Here is an 18,782-nt window from a genome sequence, read left to right as displayed (position 1 = left end):
ATCGCAGTTTTAGCTTACCTCGTAACTGGCGGCGTTGATTGCGCGCAGACGGTTGCAATGGTCGCATTTCGACTTGATTACGACGCTTGCGGTATCGATTCTGATCTCTGTCAGTCGCGCCCCTGAAAATTATCGATCCACTAGGCCCTGGCCAAGTTAATTTTTCTATCCCATCTTTCTGAGATGGTTACTGATCGGGCTTATACCCTTAGCACGCTCAGCGCAGCACTGGCACCGGCCGTACTGGCCGAATTGCCCCAATTCATCGCACAGCGTCCTACGGGCACCTCGTGATGGAGTGGAATGCTGAACTGACACGCTGCAGTTAAGCACCAACGGACTACAAGTTCCCTATCTACTTTTGCCGGAACCGTAATCAACCAGGGGGAGTTGACCCGTCGCCATCGGCATGCAAGCGAATTAGTTCCGAAGCTTGCTGGACTGATCACCACAATGCTTACCAAAATAGGAAGTCGATAGACACATGAAGTCAAGAAATTCTGATATTGAAGGATCTGTTTGACAGCGAAAGGCAAAGTGCGAAATGCATGAACCCATTCATTCTGCTTATCGACCGATTGAATAAGACCTTATACTTCGGCTTTTTTTTGAATACGGACCCGTTGCAACACTTGGCAAGCTCGATTAGCCCATCTCTCAAGCTATCAAGTTCAATCCAGAGGTCTAGCGCAGGTCAGCATCACCAAGAAGGGGGCGCGTGTGCAGCTGGCAAGCCAAGCGCACCTACGAGCCATATTCATGATGGGCACAGAACGCAGATACGTCCCCGATGGGTAGGAAGTGTCGACGCCATGATCGTCAATTTCCGGAAGCGCAGTGTCGGACGCGCAGCGTACAAAGTGACTTCGATTGGCTGTATATTTCATCCTCTGTGCATGGAAGCCAACTGTTCTGACCACACCAGGTGCCCTCCGGTCAAACAAATACGCTTCGCACGATGCTTGGACGCGACCAAGTAGCCCTTGCCAGCGCGCTCGCTCTTTTTTCGAAGAAAAGCCCATGTTCCGCCTGTTTCGCAAATGGCATGCCATTGCTGTCCTGAGCATTTCGCTGCTTGCATGTCAATTGCACGCGGAAGTCCAGGCGCACGCGTTCTACCTTCGGCTCGCAGACGACGCGACCGGCGCGTTCGGCTGGGCAGGCCTCGGCATCGATCGGGGCGCCCTGATCACTAAGCTGATCACCCATACACTGCCGATGGCATTGGCGATTCTGGCCGGCCATCTGTGGCTGATCCTCGCTGTTTGGCTGCTGCCACGAACATGGGCGGTGCCGGCGAAAGCGCTTTACGCCGTTCTGGCGCTCGGCACGGCATCCGGATGTGTAGTTGCGGGCTACATTTCATCTCCCGCCATCGGCGGAGTTGTCGCCTATACCGCTGCCGCGCTGCCGCTGATTGTGTTGCCGCTCCGGCCGCGGGGAAGGGCATCCATCAGCGAGTTCAGCGCACTGCACCGCCTCTTCTTTCCCTCGTTCCTGCTCGCCTTGCTGATCTTTGGATCCAGGCTCTATCTGTTTGCGTGGGACGGGCAGGACTGGCAGACAGTTGCCCATCGATGGCGGAACCTGCCGATTGACTCCTGGCTACCGCTCGCCTTCGCCGAGATGGTTACGCTGGACGCCTGGACGTGCCAATGATCGGCGACTGGTTGAGCAGCGATCGGCCGCCGCTGCAGTCGGGCCTGTATCTGCTGCTCTTTCATTCCTGGCTACCGCACGTAAGCGTGATCTATCAGGGCTTGTCGACGTGGGCGCAAGCGCTGATCGTCGTGCCGCTGCTCGTTCTGACTGGCAATCTTCGGCGTTTGCAACAAGCTGCAATCTTATTTGCGCTCGCGCCCTCACCCCTAGTGCTGCTCAGCGGCCTGTTCGTATGGCCAAAGCTCTTCACAGCGACATTTTGCGCCATTTTCCGCATCGGCCTGTTCGGGCCGGGCAGCATCGCCAGGCCTGCGCGCTGGTCGATGGCCGGACTTGCGGCAGCCTTGGCCATGCTGTCGCATGGCGGCGCGCTTTTCGCCCTGGTGGGATCGACGGCCGCTTTCCTGCTATTGAAGCGCGGGCAAGCATTGCCGGTGCTGGTCAGGACCGGCGCCCTTGCGGTGGCCGCCTATCTGCTTTGGGTCGCCTACCAGCGCCTCATCGATCCGCCAGGCGACAGGCTGTTGAAACGGCATTTCGCCGGGCATGCTCCGCTCACCAAGGACTCTTTAGGTCCACGTTCTGCGTGCGGCCTATACCGATCTCGGCCTCGGGCAATGGCTCGCCGGGCGCACCTCCAATCTGAGCAGCCTGATGCGCGGCAGCTTCACCTTTTTGGGCGACGCAGTGGCATTGTTATGGAATCGCAGCCCGGCTGCGATCACCGCCATCGTCGAGAACAGCTTTTTCTACGGCGCTTATTCGATGTGGTTCGCATCACCGCTGTGGTTGCTGCCCTGCGTTGTCTACGGGTTCGCCAAACGCCGCGATCTGAGCCGGGTGCGGCTTCCCTCCGACATGGCGCTCGCAGCCGCGCCGTCGCTCCTGTTCTGGATCCTGGTGATATACGAGCCTGGGTAGACCTTGATTCATCAGGGCGCCTACTTCGGCTTCCTGATGACCATGTTGTTGCTCATGCTGGCTCAGTGCTTTCCGCCGGCGCTATATATCGTCGTGTCGCTCAACGTCGCGGTTGCTGTAGCTGTTTACGCCTTCGACAGCCGCTTTGCTGCCGCGATCTCCGCGATTCATGTCTACGCCACGCTGACATTGGCGGGCAGGTTGCTCGCCGCCTGCATTCTAGCTTCTCCGGAAGCACGACAGAGGAGAACCAATGGTGTTGATTCCTTCATTGCAGCGCTCGGCGCTGCGCCTAGGGCAGGCAACGCTCGCGGTCGCGCTGCTGTGGTGCAGTGCGGGCACGGCCGCAGCGGTGGCGATACCGGCCATAGATGGGGGGTGCCGTGCCGCTTCATCAGCAAGCCTGCGTCCGAATGAACGCGTGGCCACATCGGCCATCACCTATTGTGAACAAGGCGACGCCACACGCACGACGCTAACGGTTACCGTCAAGAGAAAATCCCTTCAGCGACTGCAATTGTTCACCGCCGGCTACATCAAGGGCGGTTCGGTGCGGCTTCTCGCGCAGCAAAGCGGCCAAGCGCCAATCGCGCTTCTGCCAGAGAAGGGCGACGACGAACAATGGCAGCCCCTCTATTTTTCCGTGCCTTCCGGCTGGGGACCTGGCGACATCACTTTCACCCTGACAGATGACGAGACAGGCGGGTTCGGCTGGGGTGGACTTGGCCTGGGGAAGCGGCGCCATCTTGCCGGCAATGCCGGCGCCTATGCCATCGTCGCCCTGCATGCGATTGCGATCGCTGGCCTGCTGTTTCTACCGGGCGCGTTATGGCGATCGTGTATTGGCTCATTGCCTCTCAGCCTGCTGCCGATTCCAGGCATCGTCCTGCTTGCGTTGAACGGTCTGGCTTTGTGGATACTGCCGGCATCGGCCGCGCAATGGCTTCGCGCCGGCTTGGCTGGCGTCTATCTGCTCTTTGCCATAGCACTTTTGTACCGCCATCGGATCTGGCATCACGGCTCAGGAACGCCTAGGCCAGGAGATCGCATTTTCGTTACCGCGATTGCGTTGACCTTGCTCCAAGCAATCAGCATCGGCCTCAATCCCCAGAGTGTCGCGCAGGAATACGGCGGCGATGTAGAGCTTCCCGGCAGAATGGTCGCCTCTCCCCCGGATCATATGATTCCTTACAGCACCGCCGTCTATCTTTTTCATCGCTACGATGGCGATGAAAAGAGATTAGAGTACTTTGGCGACTGGTCCATCGGCTCGCGCGGCCCGCTGGTGCCGCTTGGCATCAATACATTGCTGCAGCTTTTCAGTGCCACCCCGGGCGCCCCCCCTCCTTCGCGCGGTTGCAATGGCCCGGCGTCGACTCGGGCGTGGATCTGGCTAGGCTGCTCGGATGGATGCTCAATGCGCTCCCCATCCTCGGGGCCCTACGCCTGTTGGATGCACTGAAGGTATGCGTCACGCGCCGGTACCGCGCCGCGCTCTGGCTGGCACTGGCACCATTGCTGACCATCAATGTGGTGTTCTTATGGCCAAAGCTGCTGGCAGCCTACTTCGTGATGCTGGTCGTCGGCGACATCTTGGATCGCCGCTATTCCCGTGCGGGGCTGTTTGCCGCACTCGCCTGGTTGAGCCACCCAGTGGGCGCGTTAATGGTGCCCGCCATCGGCTTGCTGCTGGTGGTCCAACAGCGTGGCCCCTGGTTTCTGCGCAACAGCGCGCTGGCCAGCAGTCGCTTCCTAGGGACTTTGCTGCTGATCATGCTGCCCTGGCTTTACTATAAGTGGCAGCTGGGTCACGGCGATGCTTTTGCGGCATACGTATTCGCCGATGGCCGCGGCATCGAACCGGCGCGTGGAGTTGACAGCTGGCTGGCGGCGAGAGCTTCCAATCTCTGGATGACATTGATTCCCACCGCGTTCTTCTTTTCCGATGCCATGCGCGACTGGCTATTCGGCCCTGTGCAGGATTCCTTGCGATGGACAATTCAGTATGCGAAATCGCTACCCGGGCAACTCGGCTTCGGCGCCTTTGGTTTCGCCTACGTGGCACTGCTACGCCGTTCTCCGTCTGCGCCATTGCGCGACCTGCGCAACTGCATCATCGGTGCCGGGCTGGCCATCATGGTGATCTACTGGGGATACAGCAATGATGGCCTAGGCAGGAACTGCCTGGAAGTGCTGACCCCATTCGTGATCGTCTACGCATGCGCGACATGGCAGGTACCCAAGGCCGCCTTCGCCACCATGATGTCGATCGTCGCCCTCGAGTCCATGTGGGTCGCCCTGTCCGGCTTCTTGCTGAATCCGGCATTCCAGCCGGCTGCCGTGGCATGGGACGGCTGGATCCTGTTCGCGCTGAGCGCAACAGCACCTCTGGTCCTGGCCTTGCTTGCCTGGCGTACCCCGCGCGACGCGGCTGCCCTACGGGCTGACCCCAACCACCCCGCCACCGCATCACCCACGGCAACGACACGCTAAACTTGTCCTCTACCTGCCGCGCCACCCGATTGCCGGCGCCGGCGACACTTTACTAAAGCCAATGACATGACCTCAAAGAAGCACTATGCGATCGTCGGCGCCGGCCCCATGGGCCTGATGGCAGCCGTTCGGCTCCTCGACGCCGGCCACAGCGTGGATATCTACGAACGCGACGATCGCATCGGCGGCATGTCCGCCACCTTCGACTTCGATGGCCTGCCCATCGAGCGCTACTACCACTTCATCTGCAAGACCGACCATCCCCTGTTTGCGCTCCTGGCCCGTTATGGTCTCTCCGACAAGCTGCATTGGACCGATACCAAGATGGGCTACTTCTACAATGGAAAGCTCTACAAGTGGGGAACGCCGTTCGCTTTGCTGGGCTTCCCGCATCTTGGCCCGATCAGCAAGTTCCGCTATGCCTTGCACGTCATGTATACCAAAGGCATCAAGGACTGGACGGCGCTGGACAAAGTCAATGCGACCACGTGGATCCGCAAATGGATCGGCGACAAGGCGTACGACGTCATGTGGAAGGACGCATTCCGGCTGAAGTTCTTCGAGTACAAGGACAATCTTTCCGCCAGTTGGATCGGCACGCGCATCAAGCGTATCGCGTTGTCGCGGCGCAGCCTCATGCACGAGAGCCTTGGCTACCTGGATGGCGGCTCGATGACCCTGCTGGACAAGATGGCCGCAGACATCACCGCCCGCGGCGGCCGCATTCTGCTGTCGCAGGGCATCGATGAAGTCGTCAGCGAAAACGGCAGCGTCAGCGGCGTTCGCGTCGGCGGCCAGTTCCTGGCCTACGATGGCGTGGTCTCTACGGCGCCCATCCAATACGTGCCGGCGATGGTGCCTGGCCTGCCGCCCGATTTCAGCGCCCAGATACGCGCAATCGAGAATATTCCGGTCGCCTGCGTCATCCTGAAACTGAAGCAGCCGGTCAGCGAAAACTTCTGGATGAACATCAGCGACCCGAGCATCGCAATTCCAGGCGTGATCGAGTACAGCAACCTCAACCCCACCACACCGCCAGGGCAGAAGATCCTGTACGCCCCGTTCTACATGCCCAAGACCCATCCGAAATGGAGCATGAGCAACGCAGCGCTGATCGAAGAGGTGCTTGGCTATCTGCCGAAGCTGAATCCGTCATTTCAACGAGACTGGATTTTGGCTACACACTGCCATCGCTATGAATTCGCCCAGACGATTTGCCCTCCTGGTTTCCAGGATATGTTGCCCGCCATGCGCACCCCGGTTTCCGGCTTCTTCATGGCCGATACCGCCTACTACTACCCGGAAGACCGTTCGATCTCCGAAAGTCTGCAGACTGCAGATCGTCTCGCAGAGGAAGTGCTACGCGGATGATCAGCCGACAGTTCCTCCTGTTCATCATAGCTGGCGGAATCGCAGCAGCGGCCAACTTTGGCTCGCGCATTGCGCTGAGCAATGTCATGCCATACGTCCCAGCAATCATCGTGGCCTACGTCATCGGTATGATCAGCGCTTTTCTGCTCAACAGACGCTTTGTGTTCGATCAAGCAAGCAACGCCTTGCATCACCAAGCCGCCTGGTTCGTGGCGATCAATCTATTGGCTGTCTTGCAGACATTGGCTGTCAGCCTTTTATTGGCGCACTGGCTATTTCCCGCGATCGGCATGCGTTTCCATGCCGAAACCGTCGCCCACTTGGTGGGTGTGGCAGTACCCGTTTTCACAAGCTACGCCGGGCATAAGGCGCTGACATTCCGGGAGCGGCGCCCATGAACGCATTGCCTCAAGATCAGCGGTTTCAACTACCCGAGATCCCACAGCCCGGTCGCGGCCGTCCCTGGCCGCCGGCTCTGCTTGTTGCCGTGGCCGCTGCGATCATTCGACTGATCTACGTGCAACGCTTCGGCGTCGCAATGCCTTTTTGGGACCAGTGGGATGCTGAAGGCCTGCATCTATTGAAGCCGTGGATCGAAGGCTCGCTACGGATAGGTGATCTACTCGCCCCACATAACGAACATCGTATCCTACCGACTCGATTAGTGACCTTGGGGGTATATGCACTGACCGGCACATGGAACAATCTCTATGAAGCTCGGGCCAGTGCACTTGTCTATGCATTGATCCCCGCAGGCCTCACTTGGATCGCACTGCGCGACGGGAATAACGACCGCCAACGATGGCCACTGATCGGACTGGCACTGCTCTTTGCGGCGCTGCCTTTCGGCTGGGAGAATTTCCTGATTGGTTTCCAGAGTCAGTTCTATTTCCTGATCGTGCTCGGTATCACAACGGTCGCCATCGCCGCGAGCCGGCACGACAACCTGATCGCCTGCGGATTGGTCGTACTGCTGTCGGCGGTTTCTTGCGCCACCATGGCTTCGGGACTTCTCACGCCGATTGCAGCAGCCGCTGTCTATCTATTGGCGTGCGTGTTGCTCCCAGGCCGCCGTTGGCCAGCATTGCTCACCTGTGCGGCGCTAGTCCCGCTCGCCGTCCTTGCATTTCTGAAGACACCGGTCATCCTCCCGCATCAAGCGATGCGTCCCCACGACCTGCTGCACTTCGCAGACGCACTCAACCACATCCTGGGCTGGCCAATCATCGGTTATCACTGGGCTGTCTTCTACCTGTGGCTGCCCTGTCCAATCATGTTTGCCCGACTGGCTTGGCGGAAGCAAATGACCCGTACCGACTTGATCATGGCAGGCCTGGCGGGCTGGAGCGCAATCCAAGCCCTGGCGATCGCCATGGGGCGCGGGCAGGACCTGATCGAACTGACACCACGCTATAGCGAGCTGTTGTTGCCAGGCTTATTTGCCAATGCCTGGTTCGCGCTGCACATGTGGAAAGCCGATATTGGGAATCCTCGAATCCGCTGGGCGGCGCGCATGGCTACCACGGCATTTGCGGGCGTATTGCTCGGCGGTCTGGTAATCCGCACTCCGCTCGACTGGATGCAATTGGTGAGCAGATCTGACGCACTTGCCCTGCAACAGCACAACACCCTGAAGTACCTACGTACGGGCGACCCAGAAACGTTGAACGTACCCCATTTCGAGATACCCTACCCCCGAGGAGATCTTCTGCGCCAGATGCTCGACGACCCAACATTGCGAAAAATCTTGCCTACCGAGGAAGACTGAGGCAAGCTCGCAATCATAAGCACAATCACGTTTCTGTTCCAAGCCTTTCGAGGAATATGCCACTCGGCCCGTTTTGCAAAACTTGCAGCTGAGTCATCGGAGGCAAGATGGATCGTACCGCATGGTTGCGTCAAGGCATCACTGAAGATTATCTGGGACTGGAGATTGGGCCGCTTAATCGGCCCATCGTCGGCAGGCCGGGAGCGCAGATCCGCTATGCCGACCACCTGGGGCGGGAAGCTCTCATTCAAAAGTACGCGGCCCATTCGGGCGTGGATCCAGCGAGCATTCCAGAGATCGATTACATCATCGGCCCAGGTGGACTACTCGCTGCTGTGGGTGAAGACCGGTTTCGCTATCTAATCGCATCACATGTCATTGAGCATGTCCCGAATCCAATCAAATGGCTGACTGACATTCATACGCTACTGGAGGATGAAGGATGGCTGGCGCTGGCAATACCGGATCGAGGTCGTTGCTTCGACGCTCTGCGGAGGGAAACTACAGCTGGCGAATGGGTGGAGGCAGCGTTATTGGAACATTCTCGTCCTTCGCCAGGCCGCATCTTCGATGCGCTCGCCAACGAAGTGAAGCTAGACGATCAAATCAGCTGGAATCATCAGCCGAGGCTTGAGGAACTCAAACTCAGCCGCAAGCCTGACCACGCACTGTCGATTGCCCGGCATGTTCTGGCCAGCGGCGAGTACTTTGACGTCCATTGCTGGACTTTCACACCGGAATCCTTTTGCAATTTAATGCGCACCGTCGTGGCTGCCGGCATGCTGGAACTCCATCTGCTCGAATTGCGCGGAACGGAGGAAAATGAATTCCTAGTCCGGCTCGGCCGCGCTGACCATATGGATAGGACATCGCGGATGGCCAGCTATCCTGCAGCAGGCGAGCGTTACCGCTCGCTGCCTGAAGGATTCGACGCCAACCTCTACTATCACCTCAACCCTGATGTACGCGCAGCCGGAGTGGATCCCAACGATCACTATGTTGAATACGGACGTAGCGAGCAACGGCGATGGCGCTAATTGCAATCAGTTGATGACAGTGATTTCGACATTCAGGTTGCACTCGGTGGCTGGTTCTCCGCTATTGACGATGGAAAGAACGTACTTGCCAGGCGCCACCCCTTCCAACGAAAGCGCGACGTTGTAGCCGGACATGGCCAATCCGGGCGCGCCGAGCGCCGCCACTACATCCTGCCGCTCACCCCCTGCACGAAGCGGATACTGATAGGACTGCCCTTGTCCTTTGAATATCAGCTCAGCCTTCTGGGGAACTTGTTTTTGTGCGTCGCCCATCCAACCAGCGAACAACGAGCTCGGACCGGCTTTGAGTGCCGCGTTTGCGGCAGGGGCACCGTCCACTGAATCCAATGCACAATTACCACCGGCTGCAATTGGCTGTACAGGGATTTGGTATGCCGCCGACTTGACGGCATTGGTGCTCGGATCTCCCGCGACAGGAGCTTCATGCCGCTTGCACGCAACCAGCGAAGTCAGCATCAGGGGGATAATTAAGGTAATCGGTCGCACGTCAGGGCTCCAAGGTGATCGACGTGATGCAAGACGAGGCTAACTGCACGACGCGCGGTGGATAAGCTAGCGTGAATGGCGTCGATTCGGTTGTCAAATTGAGGTTGTAGTAAGGATCCTGCTGCAATGCCTTGCCCCAGCGCGCCTTCATGAAGCTCTCCTCGCGCTTGAAGCGGGCAATCTTCTCCGGCGTGGTCTCGTAGCCGCGCGAAGCCGATTCGTGATGATAAAGCTCGGCGAACGGGGTCCACAGGTTGCGATAACCCGCCTCGCGCACGCGCAGGCAGAAGTCCACGTCGTTGAAGGCCACTTCTAGTTGTTCGTCCAGGCCACCGACCTGCTCGAACACCGAACGACGCACGATCGCGCAGGCCGCGGTCACTGCGCTCAGAGTCTGCACCAAGCCAGCGCGATGTTTGTCACCCGGCCAACCACGCGCCATGCCCACGTAGCAATGCCCCGCCACGCCACCGATGCCGAGGATCACGCCAGCGTGCTGAATCGTATTGTTCGGGTAATACAGCATCGCGCCCACCACCCCGATCTCGGGACGTAGGGCATGCCCAACCATCTCGTCCAGCCAATCGCGACTGATGACTTCAATATCGTTGTTGAGCAGGCCCAGTACCGTTCCACGCGCAACGCGCGCGCCGGCATTATTGATCGCGGAGTAGTTAAACGGGTGCGGATAGGGCAACACGCGTACGCGTGGATCCTCCTGGACCTTTGCGAAATACTCCCTGGACGCCTCCTCTTGGGAATCGTTGTCGATGACCACGATCTCGTAGTTGGGGTAGTCGGTGCGCTCCAGGATCGAATCGATGCACTGCTTGAGCAGGTCGATGCGGTCGCGGGTGGGAATCAGCAGGCTGACCAGCGGCGCCGGTTCCGGCAGCGGATACGAAATCCGGAAATAGCCGCTATAGCTCGCCATCTCCAGCACCTTTCCGCCATTGCCGGTTCGGTCCAGATGCGCCTGTACAGCGCGCAGCGCGGCAAGATGCGCATACGATTTCTCGCCCGGCGCCATCGCCGTGGAACCACTGATCATGCGCCAGTGGTAGAGCACCAACGGTAGATGGCCAATCGCATCGTGAGGCAGCCTCTCGGTGACCCGCAACGTCAGATCCCAGTCCTGGGCGCCCTCGAAGCCCTCGAGAAAACCGCCAACGGCATGCACGGCGTCGGCGCGATAGACGGTCAGGTGACAGACGCAATTCTGCGAAAGAAACAGGTCTGGATTCCAGTCCGACTTGAAGTAGGGATCCGAACGCTTGCCTTCCACGTCGATCTTGTCTTCGTCGGTGAACAGCATCTGCCAATGTGGATTGTTCTCGAACGCGTGGACGCTCTTGAGCAGGGCCAGAGGATGCAATTCGTCGTCGTGGTCGAGCAGTGCCACGAACTCGCCCCTGGCCATCTGCAAGGCCGTGTTCGACGCCGCGGAAATATGCCCGTTCTGCTCACGTCGCTGGAAACGCACGCGATCGTCGAGTTCGGCATACTCGGCCAACACTTGCATGACCGCCGGATCGGTAGAGGCATCATCGGCGATGCACAATTCCCAATTCGGATACACCTGCTCGCGCACGCTCTCGATGCAGCGCCGCAACCAGCGCTCGGGGGTGTTGTACGTCGGCACGATGACCGATACTAGCGGCCTGCGCGCCAGCGAGGCGAGCTCCGCATCCGCGGCCTCCTTCCATGCAGCGTCGCGGCAATCGTAGAACTCCTGCCATACCTCATAATCAGAGAAAGACCCAGAACACATTCGGGTCGAATACTCGTGATAGAGGCGATCGGCCATCCTGCGGACGCCCTTGGTCAACAGATCGATCGCCGTTCGTAAAACTAGCTGCACCTTGGCCATGCCACCTTCGCGGCGGGCCAGCGAAGCGCCAAACAGGCGCTGCATGGCTTCGCCGCGTTCGATGCGTCGCAAGTGCAGTTGGGAATGACTGAAATCCATCGGCGCTACCGACGGATCGAAGCGGAGGCCAGTGGTCGACTCCACCAGGCGGACCACGATCTCGAACCGGCACGTTTCGCCGCTGGGCAGGCTCAAGGGAAGATCGATACGCTCGGCCTCGCCGCCCTGCCTGACGCGATACGTCGGATACAGCACCGGCGCAAACATGCGTCCGCGGTAGACCGACAGCTCGCCGGTGAACAGATACCACCCTCCAGCCAGATCTCCCCCCTGCCAACGCAACTCCATCTGGGGGTCGCTGCCAGAGGCGCGCCATAACGCATCATGCGCTGCGGCGGCCGGTAGTGTCGGAGGCAGCGGCGCAATCTGCTGCACTGGAGTGATGCTAAGCGCAATCGTTTCGGACATCTAACTCTCGGGAAAAGCCCCCCGGGTCACCGGGGGCGCGTACTCTACAGGATAAACGGGATATGAATCCCGCACCAGCGTTGGCGCATGGCGATCTGGATCTAGCGAGAACGCGGGCGCGTTCAGCGACAGACATGGACTGTAGGCAGGGTCGTCACCGAGTACCTGCTGCCAACGCGCCTGCATCGTGGCGACCTCGCTGGCAAATCGCGCCTGCTTGACCGGATCGTCCTCGATGCCCCGGCTGGCGGATTCATGATGGTAGGCCTGGGCATGCGGCGTCCACGCATTCTCATAGCCATGCGCACACAGCCGCAAGCAGAAATCGACATCGTTGAAGGCCACTGCGATCGATTCATCCAGGCCACCCACGGCGACATACGCCGCCCGCGTCACCGCCAGACATGCCGCCGTGACCGCCGAATAACGCTGCGTCAGTAGCGCGCGTCCGTATTCGCCGGCAAAATCGTGCGGCGCATGGGCGAAGGCATGCGCCGCGACGCCACCGATGCCCAGCACGACACCGGCATGCTGCAACGAGCCATCCGGATAGAACAGCTTCGCGCCGATCGCCCCTGCCCCAGGGCGCGACGCCAACCTCACCAGCTCCTGCAGCCACCCTGCATCGGTGATTTCGATATCGTTGTTGAGCAAGACCACGATCTCGGCAGTGCAATGCGCCACGGCATGGTTGTTGATCGCGGAATAGTTGAACGGGTGGTCGTAGCGTAGTATCCGAACCCGCGGATCCTGGCCGATCGCCGCGAAATAGGCATGCGAGCGCGCCTCAACGGAGCCGTTGTCCACCACCGTGATCCGGTAGCGCGAATACTCGGTCCTGGCGAGCAGGGTGGAAATGCATTGCTCCAGCAGATCGATACGATCTCGCGTCGGGATGATGATTTCGACATCCGGCTCGGCGTCCAATGCGTACTGCACACGCAAACACTGCCGGCCCACTACGTGGATCCGCGCGCCCTGGGCATGCAGTGCCGGACCGAGTACTCGCGCGCGCGCCAGCGCATCCGTCTCGCTGCGCGCAAACGGCGCGCAGACCGGACCGGCGTCGCCGCGCACGTGACGCAATACGTGCGGCAAGTGCAGCGGTAGCGCGGCGCGCTCGTGAATCAGCGCGCACAGCAGCGAGAACCACGGCGCACCCGGGTCGAGAGCATCGAGCAGGCCATCCACAAGTGCATCTCTGCGCACGAACGCGCTGCGCCCCAGATAGTCCTGTTCGTACCAACGCAGGCGATCCCAGACCGGCTTGAACAGCGGCGAGAATCGCCGCCCCTCCTCATCCAGCCTGTCTTCATCGCTGTAGACCAAGGTCGCGGCGGGAAGCGAGATCAACTTGGCTAGGGCATCGGCAGTCATCGGATGAATGCGATCGTCCGCCGCCAACACCGCGACGTAGGCCCCTTGGGCTGCATGCAGGCGCGTCCCCAGCGATGCCGAGGCATCCACCACCCGCAGCGCTGGCATCGCACGGATCACGGACCGCTCGCCCAGTTGCTGGGCATCGGCCACGACCTCGACCGCCTGCCAGGCCAGGCAACCAAGCGCATCGAGGCATGCCGAGAAATCCACTCCCGGCCGATCGTGGAGGATCAGCGAAAGAACGGGAACCTGGGTACGCCTGTGGTCTAGCGTCGACGCCACCAGCTCGGCCAGCCGTCGATCCTCGCGCAGTGCCCAGGTCGCATAGCCGGCATCGCGCGCCGTCGCATCCTCGCGCTCGGTGGAGAGCAGCGCCTGCAGCGATGCGGCAGCGCCCAGCTCGCGCCATTTCGCCTGCGCGTCATCGACGAATTCCAGCGCCTCGAGTGGCGCATCGCGCAGCCGTCCGCCGACGCCGCTGCGCAACAGCAACCAGAAGGCCTCGCGTTCGCTCAAGCGGTAGGACTCGAGCGGCCCCAGTTCGAACCTCGCGTATGCGTCTGTCGGATCGAACCTCAGCGCCTGCACTGCCGCCGGGAACTGCACCACGACATCCAAGCTGCCGCGGCCCGCGACCAGCGCGAGATCGATACGGGTATCTTCGGCGATCCCGTTGCCATAGTCCGGATAGAGACAGGGGCTGGCCAGGCGTCCATCCAGTTCGCGCAAGACGCCACGCAGCCTGTACCAGCCGGCAGCAAGGGGCAGCGCCGGCAGGGTCAGCGCGAACTGCGGATCTGCACCGACAGATTCCCAGGTCGCGACCTCACCGAAGGCGATGCAAGCAAGATCGGCCAACGGTGTCGCATCCCAACGCATTCGCGTAGGTGGTCGCTGGCTTGCATCCGGCAGAGTCACCGCAACTTCCACCATCTGCGCCCTTGCAACTGCCCAAGCATGGCCATCTGCTGGCTCTGGGCCGCGGCGAGCGCATCGACCTTGGCTTCCAGTGCGCACAGCGCATCCACCTTGGCTTCCAGCGCGCGCAGCGTATCGCCTCGCTCGATCCGCCCCAGCGCATCGTTGAGCCGGTCGGTCAACTCGCCCTGCTGCGCGCTCCAGTGCCGGATCGAATCGACCAGGCGGTCGTCGGTGGCAACGAGCCGGTCGTGCAAGGCGCCCTGGCCCTCGCCCAACTGCTGGACGACGGCCTGGATCCGCTGCAAGGCCGGCGTCGTCTGCGCCAGCCCGTCCGCAAGCGCGACGTGCAGCGCCTCGATGGAGGCATACATATTGACGCCGTGCTGACCTGCCAGATTGAGCGAGTGCTGCAGCGACGCGAACCCCTCGGCGATCTCCGCGTGCTGGTGCCCGACCGTAGCAGCGGGGGCTGTTGCACACGGAACGGTTGCATCGAGCATGCCCTCGATCGCTTCGCGCTGATCCTTGCCGGTGACCTGACGCTGGAACGCCAATTCGCGCTCGAGCCAGAGATCGAAATCGCCAACTGCCGAAGGGACGAACAGCCCTGCCACGACAGCCAGCAGCAGTGTCCGCAAACTGACTGGCTCGCCTTCCGCCATAGGCGCCACGACGCTTCCGCCATAGGTGAACAACAGCGAACGAAACAGCAACCAGCCGAGCGGCGGGCGCTCGACGATCCACTCGCGATCGAAGTAGACGATACGGCCATCGGCGGTGCACAACAGATTCGATGGCGTTGCATCGAGGTAGTCGTCGGGCAAGACGCTCTCGACGCTGTCCAGCGCGACGGCATGCCCTTCCCCGTGCAGCACCTGCTCCAGCGCGCGCAGGTAGCGCCGCATTTCCGCGACCAGCTCTGCCTGGGTCCAGCCAGGCTGGCTCAGTAACGCACGAATGCCGTCGACCAGCAAAGGACCCTGAAAATAGTCGGTCTCGCTCTGCACCTGCAGACGAATCTCACCCTCTGCCAATGGTGCGGCGGACAACCTGCGCGCATGCACCCGCACCGCTTGGCCAGGCCCGGCCACGAACAGCGTTTCGCGCGCATAGGCACCCAGCCGCTGCGTGCTGTAGTGATAGGCCAGCGCCGATTGCTCGGCCATCGCCGAGTCGTCGGCCACGGCTTCCACCAGGAACGAATTGGCCAGATCCAGCGCCAAGCCGTTGGCCGCAACCACCGGCCAAGCACGCTGCAGATTGAATGTGGTCGGCGTGAGCTGGGGATCGCGGCGAACCGCTTGCGCCGCCAGCGCGCCGGCATTGAACAGGGCGGGGTCGGCCGAGATGCCGCTTTCGGTCAGGATCGTGGCCGGCATCTTGTAATCGGGCAATGGCGCCGAGAAACGACTGCGCGCGTAGCCAGCGCGCCGAAGCAGCGCGTCGAGCTCGTTGCGCCCGTAGGTGCGCGCACCGCGCGATTGATAGCGGTCCTCCAAACCGACCATCGGCTGCCCCAGATGGTCTTCCGGCACGCCGGCCAGGTACTTCAGGCCCAGCTGATTCTCAATAGCCAGAATCAGGCGGCCTCCAGGCGCCAGCAGTTGCTTTGCGGCCTGCAGCATGTGCAGCGCGGGATTCTGCGCATCGGAGAACAGGCTTGCGTACTCCAACACGCCGATCAGGGTCACCACGTCGAAGCGCTGGGCGACGGAAAAATCCTGAAAGCGCTCGGCCACCACAACGACATTGCGCAACTCGCGCGTGCGCTCCCGGGCGATGCTTGCGCGCCGCAACGAGCCCTCCAGCGCCAGCACGTCCGCTCCGCTCTCGCCGAGATAACGCGTGACCGCGCCGCATCCGGCGCCGATTTCGAGAACCTTCGCACCCGGCTGAAGATACTGCGCGAACGGTCGCAACAGGTTCGCCCGCTCCATGGACAGGTGATAACGGCTCGGCCAATCGACGCACGCGGCCGCCAACTCGGAAGAAAACACACTGACATCGGCAGCGGCGCGCAATGTCGCCAGCAGCCCATCTTCGGAGTTGTCGCCATCGCTGTAGCCGATGCTGCCGTAGCCCTCGCGGCGCCATACAGCGATGTCCGCGGGCATGACATAACCAGCGGCTGCCAATGAATCAATCATGCAATGCGTCCTCTGGAATCATTGTCGGCGTGATGATCAAACAGCCTGGCGAGGACTTGCGACTTCCAGACGCATGTCCAGCCCGCCCATACCGAAGAAATCGGCGTTGATCACCTTGAAATGGATGCTGTCGTAGCGCCTGTCATGGGGCACCACATCCTCTTCGCCGCGGCTGGCCACACCGACAGACAGAAAATAGTCGCCATCGGCCAGATCGCAGCGGAACGCGGCCACGACATCCACCACGCTGCCGGCAGCGCCTCCGGCGGTGAATGCGGGCAGTGGCTTGTATTCGGTATTGGTACCATAAACGACGACGCCCTCGGCCGTCTTCAAGGTGAAGCCGATAATCGGCCTGATCACCTCACGCTCGAATACCATTCTGACTACGAGGCGCAATTCCTGACCGGACTCAAGAATCGGCGGATAAAGCGTTTGCGCCGACCGCAATTCGAAGTCGGTAATGCGTGCGGCACCGTCGCCCCAACGGAATTCATGTGGATTGTAGTTGGGGCGCGACTCGTAACCACTGCCCTCGCCGGAGAACGGCACGCTCTCTTCGAATGGCGCGTCTGCAACCCGCTCGGCTCGCTCGGCTGCGTCGGGCGCGGCAGCATCGCTATCGCTGCTGCCGAACAACAAGTTGTAGTAGGCATTGACCACGTCCTTGGGCTTGCCTTGGCGCAGGACGCGGCCGCTATCGAGCAACTGCGCGAACTCGCAATGCTGCACGATCTGATCGGCCGAATGGCTGACCAGCAGGATCGAAGCGCCATCGTCCTTGAGCTGCTTCAGTCGCGCGAAGCACTTGGCCTGGAACTTTGCGTCACCGACCGACAAGGCCTCGTCGACGATCAGCAACTGCGGATGCACCTGCGCCTGCACCGCGAACGCCAACCGCACGACCATACCGCTGGAATAGCTGCGGATCGGCTGGTCGATGAACGCACCGATGTCGGCGAACGCGAGGATGCGATCGAGGCTTGCATCCACTTCTTCCTTGCTCAACCCGAGGATGGCCGCATTGAGATAGACGTTCTCGCGGCCGGTGAACTCGGGATTAAAGCCACTCCCCAGTTCCAGCAATGCCGCCACCCGCCCCTTCACCTGGATACTGCCCTCGGTCGGGCTCAGCGTGCCGGCGATCATCTGCAGGAAGGTCGATTTTCCCGAGCCGTTACGACCGATGAGACCGACCGTCTGGCCACGGCGCACCTGCAGGTCCGCGCCGCGTAATGCCCAGAATTCCCGGTAGTAGCGCCGCGAGCCGCCCACCAAGCCCTGCAACAAGCGGTGCGAAGGCCGGTCGTAGATGTGGTAGCACTTGCCGACGCCCCGCGCGTCGACCACCAGGTCGGTGTCGCTGGACATCGGACTGTCCGATTGCGCTACGGTCAAGAGCTCAGAGGACATCGGCGAATCCTCTGCGCGTCTTCTGGAAGACGAAGTAGCCGAAATAGGCGAACGCCAACGCGCCGAGCGTGTACATCCCCAAACCCGCCCAATCCGGCGCGCGCCCCCAGAACGCGACATCGCGCGCCTCGTCGATGATGAACGTCAAGGGATTGAGGTGGAAAACGAACTGGTACTGCGGCGGCAATGTGCTCACCGGAACGATAGCGGAAGACAAAAATAGCGTCGCCGTGGCAATCACCCCGGTCATCTGCCCGATGTCGCGCAGGAAGACGCTCAGCGAGGACAGCAGCCATCCCAGGCCGAGCAATCCGACAGCCAGCGGCAGAAACACGATCGGCAGGAAGATCAGCGTCGGATGCATTTCATGCCGCACGACCAGATTCAGCACGACAAACACCAGCGAATTGGTGCAGGCGTGGAACAGCGCCGACAGCACCATCGTCCAGGGCAGGACATCGAGCGGAAACACGATCCGCTTGACCAGGTTCGAATTGCCGATGACCAAGGTGGGCGCACGCGTCAGGCACTCGGCGAACAGACCATGCACGATCAAGCCTAGGAACAGCAGCATAGCGAAGTCGGCAATATTGCCGCTGGTCCCTGGCCAACGCGATTTCAGCACGTAGCCGAATGCCAGGGTATAGATGATCAGCATCATGAAGGGACTGATCAGCGACCACAGCAGGCCGAAGCTGGCGCCGCGATAGCGCCCGAGCACGTCGCGCCGGGTCATCTCCATCGTCAAGCTGGGATGGCGCAGCCAGGCATGGAACGGACCGGTCGGCGAAATGCGATTCGCCCGTTGCAACACATCGTGCATG

General features: G+C 60.9%; 15 protein-coding genes. 9 read left to right on the top strand and 6 right to left on the bottom strand.

Going from position 1 to position 18,782, the window contains the following annotated elements:
* Positions 1-1,020 precede the first annotated feature (1,020 nt).
* From AC1G9L_RS03465 to AC1G9L_RS03425, 9 genes are all read left to right on the top strand, one after another.
* Positions 1,021-1,659: a hypothetical protein gene (locus tag AC1G9L_RS03465; RefSeq protein ID WP_019799011.1), complete on the top strand. Its 639-nt coding sequence runs from the start codon at positions 1,021-1,023 to the stop codon at positions 1,657-1,659.
* Between the two features lie 657 nt (positions 1,660-2,316).
* A complete protein-coding gene (locus AC1G9L_RS03460) occupies positions 2,317-2,583 on the top strand; it encodes a hypothetical protein (RefSeq protein WP_019799012.1) in 267 nt (88 codons plus the stop codon).
* A 36-nt stretch (positions 2,584-2,619) separates the two neighbouring features.
* Positions 2,620-3,000: a hypothetical protein gene (locus AC1G9L_RS03455; RefSeq protein WP_481070283.1), complete on the top strand. Its 381-nt coding sequence runs from the start codon at positions 2,620-2,622 to the stop codon at positions 2,998-3,000.
* 4 nt (positions 3,001-3,004) lie between these two features.
* On the top strand, positions 3,005-4,045 hold the full coding sequence (locus tag AC1G9L_RS03450; protein ID WP_481070282.1) for a hypothetical protein: 1,041 nt from the start codon (positions 3,005-3,007) through the stop codon (positions 4,043-4,045).
* Positions 3,994-5,076 carry a hypothetical protein gene (locus AC1G9L_RS03445; protein WP_481070281.1) on the top strand — a complete coding sequence of 361 codons (1,083 nt, stop codon included), beginning with the start codon at positions 3,994-3,996 and terminating at the stop codon, positions 5,074-5,076. The genes AC1G9L_RS03450 and AC1G9L_RS03445 overlap by 52 nt, the downstream gene beginning before the upstream one ends.
* 66 nt (positions 5,077-5,142) lie before the next feature.
* Positions 5,143-6,447 carry an FAD-dependent oxidoreductase gene (locus tag AC1G9L_RS03440; protein ID WP_019799015.1) on the top strand — a complete coding sequence of 435 codons (1,305 nt, stop codon included), beginning with the start codon at positions 5,143-5,145 and terminating at the stop codon, positions 6,445-6,447.
* Positions 6,444-6,845, top strand: coding sequence for a GtrA family protein (locus tag AC1G9L_RS03435; RefSeq protein ID WP_019799016.1), 402 nt, complete (start codon positions 6,444-6,446; stop codon positions 6,843-6,845). Before AC1G9L_RS03440 ends, AC1G9L_RS03435 begins: the two co-directional genes overlap by 4 nt.
* Positions 6,842-8,215: a hypothetical protein gene (locus tag AC1G9L_RS03430; protein ID WP_481070280.1), complete on the top strand. Its 1,374-nt coding sequence runs from the start codon at positions 6,842-6,844 to the stop codon at positions 8,213-8,215. Before AC1G9L_RS03435 ends, AC1G9L_RS03430 begins: the two co-directional genes overlap by 4 nt.
* Before the next feature lie 107 nt (positions 8,216-8,322).
* Positions 8,323-9,252 (top strand): methyltransferase domain-containing protein, encoded by a 930-nt coding sequence (locus AC1G9L_RS03425; RefSeq protein ID WP_481070279.1) that lies wholly within the window; start codon positions 8,323-8,325, stop codon positions 9,250-9,252.
* 6 nt (positions 9,253-9,258) lie between these two features.
* On the opposite strand, the gene AC1G9L_RS03420 is transcribed toward AC1G9L_RS03425, so the two are convergent.
* From AC1G9L_RS03420 to AC1G9L_RS03395, 6 genes are read right to left on the bottom strand one after another with little or no spacing between them, the layout of a single operon-like run.
* On the bottom strand, positions 9,259-9,759 hold the full coding sequence (locus tag AC1G9L_RS03420; protein ID WP_481070278.1) for a hypothetical protein: 501 nt from the start codon (positions 9,757-9,759) through the stop codon (positions 9,259-9,261).
* A gap of 1 nt (position 9,760) precedes the next feature.
* A complete protein-coding gene (locus tag AC1G9L_RS03415; protein WP_481070277.1) occupies positions 9,761-12,097 on the bottom strand; it encodes a glycosyltransferase family 2 protein in 2,337 nt (778 codons plus the stop codon).
* Complete coding sequence (locus tag AC1G9L_RS03410; protein ID WP_019799020.1) at positions 12,098-14,335, bottom strand: glycosyltransferase; 2,238 nt, start codon at positions 14,333-14,335, stop codon at positions 12,098-12,100.
* Between the two features lie 56 nt (positions 14,336-14,391).
* Positions 14,392-16,545, bottom strand: a complete 2,154-nt coding sequence (locus AC1G9L_RS03405) for a class I SAM-dependent methyltransferase (RefSeq protein WP_481070276.1) — start codon at positions 16,543-16,545, stop codon at positions 14,392-14,394.
* Between the two features lie 36 nt (positions 16,546-16,581).
* Positions 16,582-17,916 carry a Wzt carbohydrate-binding domain-containing protein gene (locus AC1G9L_RS03400; RefSeq protein WP_019799021.1) on the bottom strand — a complete coding sequence of 445 codons (1,335 nt, stop codon included), beginning with the start codon at positions 17,914-17,916 and terminating at the stop codon, positions 16,582-16,584.
* 31 nt (positions 17,917-17,947) lie between these two features.
* On the bottom strand, positions 17,948-18,781 hold the full coding sequence (locus tag AC1G9L_RS03395; RefSeq protein ID WP_019799022.1) for an ABC transporter permease: 834 nt from the start codon (positions 18,779-18,781) through the stop codon (positions 17,948-17,950).
* Between the last annotated feature and the right edge of the window lies 1 nt (position 18,782).

It is taken from the genome of Xanthomonas sp. NCPPB 1132, assembly GCF_056629235.1.
The sequence above is the reverse complement of the archived record's forward strand: the minus strand, read 5'-3'. Positions and strand labels throughout refer to the sequence as shown.

Excerpts from the sequence above, each read along its gene's own strand:
- AC1G9L_RS03460 (WP_019799012.1), top strand. The coding sequence starts at position 2,317 with ATGCGCGGCAGCTTCACCTTTTTGGGCGACGCAGTGGCATTGTTATGG.
- AC1G9L_RS03440 (WP_019799015.1), top strand. The coding sequence starts at position 5,143 with ATGACCTCAAAGAAGCACTATGCGATCGTCGGCGCCGGCCCCATGGGC.
- AC1G9L_RS03435 (WP_019799016.1), top strand. The coding sequence starts at position 6,444 with ATGATCAGCCGACAGTTCCTCCTGTTCATCATAGCTGGCGGAATCGCA.
- AC1G9L_RS03445 (WP_481070281.1), top strand. The coding sequence starts at position 3,994 with ATGCTCAATGCGCTCCCCATCCTCGGGGCCCTACGCCTGTTGGATGCA.
- AC1G9L_RS03455 (WP_481070283.1), top strand. The coding sequence starts at position 2,620 with ATGACCATGTTGTTGCTCATGCTGGCTCAGTGCTTTCCGCCGGCGCTA.
- AC1G9L_RS03425 (WP_481070279.1), top strand. The coding sequence starts at position 8,323 with ATGGATCGTACCGCATGGTTGCGTCAAGGCATCACTGAAGATTATCTG.
- AC1G9L_RS03430 (WP_481070280.1), top strand. The coding sequence starts at position 6,842 with ATGAACGCATTGCCTCAAGATCAGCGGTTTCAACTACCCGAGATCCCA.
- AC1G9L_RS03415 (WP_481070277.1), bottom strand. The coding sequence starts at position 12,097 with ATGTCCGAAACGATTGCGCTTAGCATCACTCCAGTGCAGCAGATTGCG.
- AC1G9L_RS03400 (WP_019799021.1), bottom strand. The coding sequence starts at position 17,916 with ATGTCCAGCGACACCGACCTGGTGGTCGACGCGCGGGGCGTCGGCAAG.
- AC1G9L_RS03405 (WP_481070276.1), bottom strand. The coding sequence starts at position 16,545 with ATGATTGATTCATTGGCAGCCGCTGGTTATGTCATGCCCGCGGACATC.
- AC1G9L_RS03465 (WP_019799011.1), top strand. The coding sequence starts at position 1,021 with ATGTTCCGCCTGTTTCGCAAATGGCATGCCATTGCTGTCCTGAGCATT.
- AC1G9L_RS03395 (WP_019799022.1), bottom strand. The coding sequence starts at position 18,781 with ATGCACGATGTGTTGCAACGGGCGAATCGCATTTCGCCGACCGGTCCG.